Annotated in this window: 9 protein-coding genes; 5 read left to right on the top strand and 4 right to left on the bottom strand. The window is 70.2% G+C overall.

Going from position 1 to position 9,694, the window contains the following annotated elements:
• The coding region (locus VFC33_15360) for a CoA transferase (protein ID HZR14616.1) at positions 1-977 on the top strand (977 nt) is incomplete at its 5' end.
• Here the strand turns inward: VFC33_15360 and VFC33_15355 are convergent.
• The 4 genes from VFC33_15355 to VFC33_15340 form a co-directional block, all read right to left on the bottom strand.
• Positions 970-1,857 carry an alpha/beta hydrolase gene (locus VFC33_15355; protein ID HZR14615.1) on the bottom strand — a complete coding sequence of 296 codons (888 nt, stop codon included), beginning with the start codon at positions 1,855-1,857 and terminating at the stop codon, positions 970-972. The genes VFC33_15360 and VFC33_15355 overlap by 8 nt on opposite strands.
• Positions 1,854-2,975 carry an acyl-CoA dehydrogenase family protein gene (locus tag VFC33_15350; GenBank protein ID HZR14614.1) on the bottom strand — a complete coding sequence of 374 codons (1,122 nt, stop codon included), beginning with the start codon at positions 2,973-2,975 and terminating at the stop codon, positions 1,854-1,856. The genes VFC33_15355 and VFC33_15350 overlap by 4 nt, the downstream gene beginning before the upstream one ends.
• Before the next feature lie 12 nt (positions 2,976-2,987).
• A complete protein-coding gene (locus tag VFC33_15345) occupies positions 2,988-4,163 on the bottom strand; it encodes an acyl-CoA dehydrogenase family protein (protein ID HZR14613.1) in 1,176 nt (391 codons plus the stop codon).
• 70 nt (positions 4,164-4,233) lie between these two features.
• Positions 4,234-5,001, bottom strand: coding sequence for an SDR family NAD(P)-dependent oxidoreductase (locus VFC33_15340; GenBank protein ID HZR14612.1), 768 nt, complete (start codon positions 4,999-5,001; stop codon positions 4,234-4,236).
• Between the two features lie 116 nt (positions 5,002-5,117).
• Here VFC33_15340 and VFC33_15335 point away from each other — a divergent pair, with 116 nt between their 5' ends.
• From VFC33_15335 to VFC33_15320, 4 genes are all read left to right on the top strand, one after another.
• Positions 5,118-6,218, top strand: coding sequence for an LLM class flavin-dependent oxidoreductase (locus VFC33_15335; protein ID HZR14611.1), 1,101 nt, complete (start codon positions 5,118-5,120; stop codon positions 6,216-6,218).
• A 26-nt stretch (positions 6,219-6,244) separates the two neighbouring features.
• Positions 6,245-7,462, top strand: a complete 1,218-nt coding sequence (locus tag VFC33_15330; protein ID HZR14610.1) for a cytochrome P450 — start codon at positions 6,245-6,247, stop codon at positions 7,460-7,462.
• 90 nt (positions 7,463-7,552) lie between these two features.
• Positions 7,553-8,470, top strand: a complete 918-nt coding sequence (locus tag VFC33_15325) for a cyclase family protein (protein ID HZR14609.1) — start codon at positions 7,553-7,555, stop codon at positions 8,468-8,470.
• Position 8,471: 1 nt separating this feature from the next.
• Positions 8,472-9,497 (top strand): SGNH/GDSL hydrolase family protein, encoded by a 1,026-nt coding sequence (locus tag VFC33_15320; GenBank protein HZR14608.1) that lies wholly within the window; start codon positions 8,472-8,474, stop codon positions 9,495-9,497.
• Positions 9,498-9,694 lie beyond the last annotated feature (197 nt).

Raw genomic sequence — 9,694 nt, 5'->3', positions numbered from 1 at the left:
TCGCGACGGACGACGGACGGGCCGTCGCGTACGACCTCCTTGCGCGCGCGGACGTGTTCCTCACGAACGTCCGGCTCGCGGGGCTCGCGCGCGTCGGCCTCGACCCGGACACGGTCACCGGGCGCTGGCCGCGACTCGTGTACGCGGCGATCACCGGCTACGGGCTCGACGGTCCCGAGAAGGACCGCGCGACATACGACATCGGCGCGTTCTGGGCCCGTTCCGGGATCGCGCACCTGCTCACGTCGCCGGGCGGAACGCCGCCGTTCCAGCGGGGCGGTATGGGCGACCACTCAGCCGCGATGACGATGGCGAGCGGCGTCTGCGCCGCACTCGTCGCGCGCGAACGCACCGGCCGCGGGCAGGTCGTGTCGACGTCGTTGCTGCGCCAAGGCCTGTACACGATCGGGTTCGACGTGAACACCGCGCTGCGGTTCGGCGTCGGGATCGGCGTCGCGACGCGCGAGACGATGGGCAACCCGGTGATCAACAGCTACCGCGACCGCGACGGCCGGTGGTTCTGGCTCATCGGTCTCGAGGGCGAGCGGCACTGGCCCGACCTGTGCCGCGCCGTCGAGCGCCCGGAGTGGATCGACGACGAGCGGTTCGCGACCGCCAAGGCGCGCCGTCGCAACGCGGGCGAGCTGTGCCGACTGCTCGACGAGATCTTCGCGACGCGCACCCGCGACGAGTGGGGTGTCGCGTTCGACCGCGAGGATCTGTGGTGGGCGCCGGTGCAGACGCTGGAAGAGGTGGTCGACGACCCGCAGGTCCGCGCGGCCGGCGCGTTCGTGGAGGTGCCCGACGGCGGGTCGACCGCGACGATGGTCGCGACGCCCGTCGACTTCGCCGACACCACGTGGTCACCGCGGTCGATGCCACCCGCGCTCGGGGAGCACACCGACGAGGTCCTGCACGAGCTCGGCTACGACGACAGTCGCGTGTCCGCGCTCAAGGCATCCGGCGCCGTCACGTAGCGCCGACGTGCTGCCGGACGAGCGCGACCGCGCGTTCGGTGTCCTCCTGGAGGAAGAAGTGACCGCCGTCGACCTGCACGAACGGGCAGCGGGCACGCTCGGCCTGGCCGCGGAACCACTCGACCGGGAGGTCGGAACGCGTTCCCGCGAGGACGGTCGCGTCCGCGTGCAGGGACCCCAGGTGTGACCACGCGGCCGGCGCGCCGCCCTCGCGTGCGGTGACCTCGAAGATCGTCGCCTCCGCGTCGGGACGGCACGCGAGCTCGACCGCCCCGTCGTCGCGCTCGACCGTTCCCCACCTGACGTACGCCTCGAGGGCCTCCGGCGCGAGCTCGTTCAGCGGCGGCCGGCTGCCGTACGACCGGATCATCGTCTCGCGATCGGGCCACACCGGGCGACGCTTGCGCGCGATCTCCGCCATGTTGTTTGGTCGGCTCCGCTCCGGGCTCCCGGCCGTCCGGCCAGCCCTCCGCTGCGCCTCCTGCTCGAACGCGATCGCCTCGCAGAGCATCAACCGGCGCAGGACGCCGGGCCGCACGCGGTCGACGACGACGGCGACGCCGCCGCCGAGCGACTCGCCGAGCGCGACGGCGGAGTGCACCCCGAGCGCGTCGAGCACCGCGAGGACGTCGCGCGCCATGTGCTCGTACGCATAGCCGGCGACGTCGGGCGGCTCGTCCGTCCCTCCGTGGGCACGCAGGTCCACGCCGATCGGGCGGAACGTGTCGCGCAGCTCGCGCGCGATCGGGTCGAACAGGCCCGCGCAGAACCCGTTCGGGTGCAACAGCAGCAGCGGCTCGCCGTCGCCGCCCCAGTCGAGCGCGGCGATGCGCAGGCCGTCGTGCTCGATCGCGATGTCGACAGGCTTCGTGAGCGTCAAGCGGGCTCCGCCGCGAGCATCGCTCCGAGCGCGCGCAGCTGCGGGGTCTCGCTGCCCAGCGTGAGCTCGATCTGCTTCGCCCACAGGAAGTACCGGTGCAGCGGGTAGTCGCGGTCGACACCCATGCCGCCGTGGAGGTGCTGCGCGGCGTGCACGACGCGCTGACCGCCCTCCGACGCCCAGAACTTGGCGATCGCGACCTCTGCGGCGGCCGGCAGCCCCGCGTCGAGTCGCCAGACCGCCTGCCACGCGGTCAGGCGCACGGCCTCGGTGTCGATGTACGCATCGGCGGCGCGCTGCCCGACGGCCTGGAACGTCGCGATCGGGCGCTCGAACTGCTCGCGCGTCTTCGTGTACTCGGCGGTCATGTGCAGCGCGGCGTCGCACACGCCGACCGCGACCGCGCACAACGCGGCGGTGGTGTGCTCGACGATCCACTCGACGACCCCCGCACCGTCCTCCGCCGACCCGAGCACGTCGTCGGCACCGACGACGACGCCCGACAGCTCCATGCGCGCCTCGGGGATGCCGCTCGTCGTGTCCTGGCGCTCGAGCGTGACCCCCTTCGCCTTGGGATCCACGACGAAGACGCCCACACGACCCTCGCCCGTCTTCGCGGGGACGAGCACGGCGTCCGCGACGAGTCCCGCCGGGACCTCCTCCTTCACGCCGTCGAGACGCCACCCGTCGCCCTCGCGCGTCGCGGTCACGGTTGGGTGCAGCGGGTCGGTCCCGAACTCCGTCAGCGCGGCGGTCAGTACGACGTCACCCGACGCGACGCCCGGCAGCCAGCGCTGCTTCTGGTCGTCCGTGCCGAACTCGGCGATCGGCATCGCGCCCATGACCAGCGTCGGCAGGACGGGGACCATCGCGACCGTGTGACCGACCTGCTCGAGCAGCAGCGCGACGGCGAGGAATCCCTGGTCCGCGCCGCCGACCGACTCGGGCAACGTGATGCCGAGCAGCCCCGCGTTCGCGAGCTCCTGCCAGAGCTTCCGGTCGAAGCGCTCCTCGCCCGCCTCGAGCTCCTTCAGGCGCTCGTGCGTGACCTGACCCTCGAGGATCTGCTTCGCGAGATCCCGAACGGCCTCTTGTTCTTCGGAGAACCCGAAGTCCATGTCAACTCCCGTCTAACGCGCGGCCATCGGCATGCCGAGGCCGAACACCGAGATGAGGTCGCGCTGCACCTCGTTCACACCGCCGCCGAACGTCAGGATGATCAGGCTGCGGTAATTGCGCTCGAGCCGGCTCTTCAACGTCGAGCCGGGCGCGCCCTCCATCAGGTACGAGCGCGGGCCGATGATCTCCATCAGGAGACGGAACGCCTCCAGGTAGAACTCCGTGCCGAACACCTTGATCGTCGACGCGGCCGCGACGTCGAGCTCACCGCGTGTCGCCTGCCACGCGACACGCCAGTTCGCGAGGCGCAAGAACTCGAGCTTCGCCTTCACGCGTGCGAGGTGGATCTGCACCCACTCCTCGTCGATGACGCGCCGGCCGTCGGCGAGCTTCGTCTCCTGTGCCCATTCGTGCACGTCGTCGAGACAACGCTCGATCATCCCCGACGAGCACAACGTGACGCGCTCGCGGTTCAGCTGGCTCGTGATGAGCCCCCAGCCGTTGTTCTCCCCACCGACGAGACAGCTCGCGGGGACGCGCACGTCCTCGTAGAACACCTGGTTGATGTCGTGGTCCGACAGCAGCTTCATCGGCACGACCTTGATGCCCGGCGTGTCCATCGGCACGACGAACAGCGAGATGCCCTTGTGCTTCTTCACCTCGGGGTTCGTCCGCACGGCGAGCCACACGTAGTCGGCGCCGCTCGCGAGGCTCGTGAAGATCTTCTGCCCGTTGATGACGTACTCGTCGCCGTCGCGCACGGCCTTGGTCTTCAGGGCGGCGAGGTCGGTGCCCGCACCCGGCTCGGAGTAGCCGATGCAGAAGTGGATCTGTCCCTTCACGATCTTCGGCAGGAAGAAGTCCTTCTGCTCGTCGGTGCCGAACTGCATGATCGTCGGGCCGACGGTGTTGATCGTGAGCATCGGGACGGGCGCGCCGGCGCGCATCGACTCGTCGAAGAAGACGAACTGCTCGATCGCGGAGAACCCGCGGCCGCCGTACTCCTTCGGCCAGCCGACTCCGAGCCAGCCGTCCTCGCCCATCTGCCGCACGACGCGCTTCGACTCCTCGCCGACGCCCGCGCCCTGCGACAGCTTCTCCTGCACCTCGGGAGTCAGGAGGTTCGCGTAGTACGCGCGCAGCTCGTCGCGCAGCGCACGCTGCTCGTCGGTGTAGCCGATGTACATCCGGGCCTCCTCGGCGCACCCGTGGGGTGGATCACGTTACCGACGGGGCGCGCGAGCGGTCGACCGGGCGCTACAGCCCCAAGCCCTCCAGCACGCCCGCACGCATCCCCGCGGTAAAGCCGCCGTCGACGACGAGCGCGTGGCCGGTGACGAAGCTCGCGTCGTCGGAGACGAGGAACAGCGCCGCGCCCGCGATCTCCTCGGGCCGGCCGAACCGCCCGAGCTTGTGCTCCTCGCGGTAGCGCTCGCGGTACGTCGCCATGCCCGGGCTGTCCATCACCGACCGGAACATCGGCGTGTCGATGAAGCCCGGGCAGATGCAGTTCACGCGCACGCCGCGCCGGCCGTAGTCGATCGCGAGGTTCTTCGTGAGGATCACGACCGCGCCCTTCGACGCGTTGTACGCGCTGCCTCCCTCCGTGCCTTCGAGACCTTCGATGCTCGCGAAGTTCACGATGCTGCCCGATCCCGCCTCCATCATCGGGACGACCGCGTGCTTGCACACGAGGAACGTGCCGGTGAGGTTGACGCGCAGGACGCGCTCCCAGTCGTCGAGGCCGACGAGATGCGCCGGGCCGCCACCCGCGACACCGGCCGCGTTCGCGACGGCGTCGAGCCGCCCGTGCTCTGCGACCGTCGACGTCACGAGGCGCGCGACCGCGGCTTCGTCCGTCACGTCAACCGAGGAGAACGACGTCCCGGTCCAGTCGCTCGGCGCGTCCTGCACGTCGCAGCCGACGACGCGTGCACCCTCGGCGGCGAAGCGCTGCGCGCACGCGAGGCCCAGCCCCGACGCCGCCCCTGTGACCACGACGACCTGCCCGTCCAGCCGACCCATCAGCGTCTCCCCCGCCCGCCGTGCGGTCGCTGCGGCGGGCTGCGTATGCTGATTGAAACGCGTTCTAGCGTCAACCTTCCCCGGAGGCGCTCCCCCATGGGCCTGAAGCGATGGGCATGAAGTTCGCGCTCTTCTACGAGATCCCCGTGGCCCGGCCGTGGGATCCCGAGAGCGAGCACCGGGCGTACAAGAACACGATCGAGCAGGCCGTCCTCGGCGACAAGGTCGGGTTCCACTCGTTCTGGACGGTCGAGCACCACTTCCTCGAGGAGTACTCGCACTGCTCGAACCCCGAGGTGCTGTACGGCGCGATCGCCGCGCAGACGCGCAACATCCGCATCGGCTACGGCGTGCGGCTCCTGCCGCAGCCGTACAACCACCCCATCCGCACCGCGGAGTCGGTCGCGGTGCTCGACCTCATCAGCGACGGCCGCGTCGAGTTCGGGACCGGCCGCTCGTCGACGCGCGCCGAGCTCGAGGGCTTCGACGTCGATCCGCACGCGACGCGCGCGATGTGGAGTGAGGCGCTGCGCCACATCGTGTCAGCGTGGACCGAGGAGGAGTACCAGGCCGACGGGAAGTACTGGCGCATGGGCGGACCGCGGCGCGTGCAACCCAAGCCGCTGCAGCAGCCGCACCCGCCGATCTGGGGCGCGACGAGCAGTCCAGACGGTCACCGTGAGATCGGTCGTCACGGGATCGGGCTGTGCTCGTTCACCGTGGGCGTCCCGCCCGAGGAGCTGACCGAGCGCATCGCGCTGTACCGGCAGGGCCTGTCCGAGTGCGAGCAGCCCGTCGGCAAGTTCGTGAACGACCAGGCGGCGACGTTCACGATGGTGCACTGCGCGCCGACGAAGGAGGAGGCGTACGAGGTCGCGGCGGAGAGCTTCGTCTGGTACGTCCGGCGCGGGTCGTGGCTCATCGGGTCCGTCGCGGAGTGGCTCGAGGGCAAGGACCTCGGTACGTACAGCTACGCCGCTGCGCCGCTCGAGCACCACCGCGCCGGCGCGCTCGACCATCTCAACTTCGACTACATCCACGAATCGGGCGCGTCCGTCGTCGGTGACCCCGACGAGTGCATCGAGACGGCGAAGCGCTACGAGGCCGCCGGTTGCGACCTGCTGCTGTGCCTCGTCAACCCGTACAAGATCCCGCACGAGAAGGTGATGCAGTCCATCGAGCTGATGGGCAAGCACGTCATCCCCGCGTTCTCCTAGCGCCCCCCAGCACAGGAGCTCTCGACATGCAGCTGAGCGACATCAACCTCATCGACCGCGACCGCTACGTCGACCGCGTGCCCTACGAGATGTTCGACACGCTGCGTCGTGAGGCGCCGATCTACTGGCACGAGCAGGACGAGCCCGGCGGACACGGCTTCTGGGCGGTGACGTCGTATCCCGACGTCGTCGAGGTCAACCGCGACATCGACCGGTTCTCCTCCGCGCGTCGCTCGGCGCTCATCACCGAGCTGCCCGACGAGGACCTCGAGCAGCAGCGGATGATGATGCTGAACATGGACCCGCCGATGCACACGCGCTACCGGCTGCTCGTCAACAAGGGCTTCACGCCGCGCATGGTGAACAAGCTCGAGGAGCAGATGCGCGAGCGCACCGCGCGCCTCGTCGACGCGGTGGCGGAGAGGGGCGAATGCGACTTCGTCACCGACGTCGCCGCGGAGCTGCCGCTCCAGGTGATCGCCGACATCATGGGCGTGCCCCAGGAGGACCGCCACAAGATGTTCGACTGGAGCAACCGCATGGTGGGGTCCGAGGACCCGGAGTACCAGCTCTCGGAGGAGACGCCGCAGCTCGCGGCGATGGAGCTCTTCACGTACGCGCACGGGCTCGTCGAGGAGAAGCGCGCGAACCCGCACGACGACATCATCACGTTGCTCACCGAGGTCGAGGTCAACGGCGACCGTCTCAGCGAGCTCGAGCTCGACATGTTCTTCATGCTGCTCGCGGTCGCGGGGAACGAGACGACCCGCAACCTCATCGCGCACGGGATGCTCGCGCTCATCGAGCACCCCGACCAGATGAAGAAGCTGCGCGAGGACCGTTCGCTGCTGCCGGGCGCGGTCGACGAGATGCTGCGATGGGGCTCGCCGGTCATGCACTTCCGGCGGACCGCGACGCGCGACACGACGATCGGCGACTTCCCGGTGAAGGAGAACGACAAGATCGTCATCTGGTACATCTCGGCGAACCGCGACGACAAGGTCTTCGACGACCCGTACACGTTCGACATCACGCGCTCGCCGAACGAGCACGTCGCCTTCGGCGGCGGCGGGCCACACTTCTGCCTCGGCGCCAACCTGGCCCGGCTCGAGATCCGCGTGATGTTCGAGACGATCCTCGATCGCATGGACGACATCGAGCTCGCGGGCCCGCCCCAGCGGCTGCGCTCGAACTTCATCAACGGGATCAAGCACCTCCCGGTGACGTTCAAGGCGACGGCGTAACCTCTCCCCTCCTCGTTTTGTGAAGCGAAACGGCAACCAGGTGGCCGTCACGATTCACAGAACGGGCGGGTGGGTGACCGGGAGGACGTCATGACCGCGACGGACCAGCGCGTCGGGAACTGGGGCCGGTGGGGCGACGACGACGAGCGGGGCACGCTCAACCTGCTCACGCCCGACGTCGTCCTCGCCGCGACGAAGCTGCCCCGCACCGGCAAGACGTACAGCCTGGCGCTGCCGATCCAGCGCAGCGGCGTCCCGATCCTCGACTACCGCGGCGCGCCGATGCGCCTCGCGCTCACGCACCAGAGCGACGTCGGCATGTTCGAGGCGTTCGGCGCACCCGACCACGTCGGTGCGAACGAGGACGTCATCGTCCTCGCGTCGCACAACGAGACGCACATGGACGCGCTGTGCCACGTGTTCTCGGAGCGGCGTCTCTACAACGGCGTGCCGGCCGAGGCCGTCACCGCGGCGGCGGGCGCGACGAAGCTCGGCATCGACAAGACGGGCCCGATCGTCGGCCGCGCCGTGCTGCTCGACATGCCGGCGTTCCTCGGCGTCGAGCGCGTCGAGGCGCCGCGCGTCTTCACGAGTGACGACCTCCTCGCGTGCGCGCGCCACGAAGGCGTCGAGATCCGCGCGGGTGACATCCTGCTCATCCGGACCGGCTGGGTCGACGCCTTCCTCGCCAACGCCGCGGCCGGCGGCACCGACGACACGTTGATGATGCAGCCGGGCATCGGGCTCGACGCGTGCCGCACGATCGCGCAGCTCGACGTCGCCGCGGTCGGCTCCGACAACAGCGCGGTCGAGGCGATCCCGTTCGACGAGGACCGGTTCCTCGGCGTGCACATCGAGCTCCTCGTGAAGCTCGGCCTACCGCTGATCGAGCACCTCGTGCTCTCCGACCTGGCCGCCGACCGCTGCTACGAGTCGCTGTTCGTCGCGGCCCCGTTGCCCGTCACCGGCGGAACCGGCAGCCCGCTGAACCCCGTCTGCATCGGCTGACATGCGACGGATCGCGGCGATCGCCGCGGTCGTCGGCGTGGTCGCGGCCGCATGCGGCGGCTCGGGCGGCGGTACGCACCGGTCGAGCCCGGCGAAGCGCACCTCGATCGTCGTGCTCGGCGACTCCGTCGCGGCGGGCGAAGGGATCGCGTACGGCTACACGTACGCATCGGGCGACCGTCCGCCTCGGTGGACGGGCGGAGTCGTGGATCCGAGCTGGCTCCCGCCGTACCCGCTGTGTCACCAGACCGCGCAGGCGTACGGCGACGTCGTCGCGCAGGACCTGCACGCTGCGCTCGCGAGCTTCGCGTGCACGGGGTCGTCCTACGAGCACGGGATCGTGGGACCCGCGACGAACGCGAACCGCGACGACGTCACTGTGTTGCGTCCCGCGCAGTTCGGTGACTGGCAGACGCGCACGAACCTGAACCCCGCGTACGACCGGGCCGCGCCCGACGTGGTGCTCGTGACGCTCGGCGCCGACGACCTCGGGTTCGTCCCCGTCGTCGAGTCGTGCGTCGAGGCCGCCGTACTTCGCAACGGGACGTGCACCGCGACGAACCCGGGTCCGACCATCCGATCACGCGTCCTCGCGGCACTGCCGGTTCTGGCGACGCACTACCGCGAGCTCGCCGCCGCGATCCGCGACCGCGCGCACGCGGATCACCGCTCCGCGCCGCGCATCGTGTTCACGACGTACTACGACCCGCTGCCGGAGCCCACGGCGGACGTGTCGCTGCTCGCGTGCCCGGATGCCGCGGGCCTGTCACACGCGGAGATCGCGTACCTGCGGTCGCTGGTCGACCGCTTGAACGCGACGATCGAGGACTCGCTGCGCAGCGAGCAGGACGTGACGATCGCCGACGTGTCGCACGCGCTCGACGGACACGAATGGTGCACGCCGGACCCGTGGGCGTACGGCGCGTCGGTGCTGCTGCTGAACCCCGCGAGCCAGGCTCCGTTCCACCCGACTGCCGCGGGCCAGCAAGCGATCGCGCGCGTCGTCCTCGCGCAGCTGCACAAGTGACACGCGCACTGTGATCAAATGCTCGAACCCCCTTCGCGTGACGCAGCGCCGCCGCCTCCGTGGTGCGGCGCACGGAGACGAGCGAAGCGAGCGGAGTGCGCTCGCCAGCGAACGAACGACGCGGGCGACCCGGGGCGAGGACCCGTGCCTGCAGCGCGGAGCGGCGAGCACCCAGTGAGTGCGACCATCAACGGGAG

The sequence above is a fragment of the Acidimicrobiia bacterium genome (genome assembly GCA_035651955.1).
GTDB lineage: Bacteria > Actinomycetota > Acidimicrobiia > IMCC26256 > JAMXLJ01 > JAMXLJ01.
This window is presented reverse-complemented; position numbering and strand designations above follow the sequence as displayed.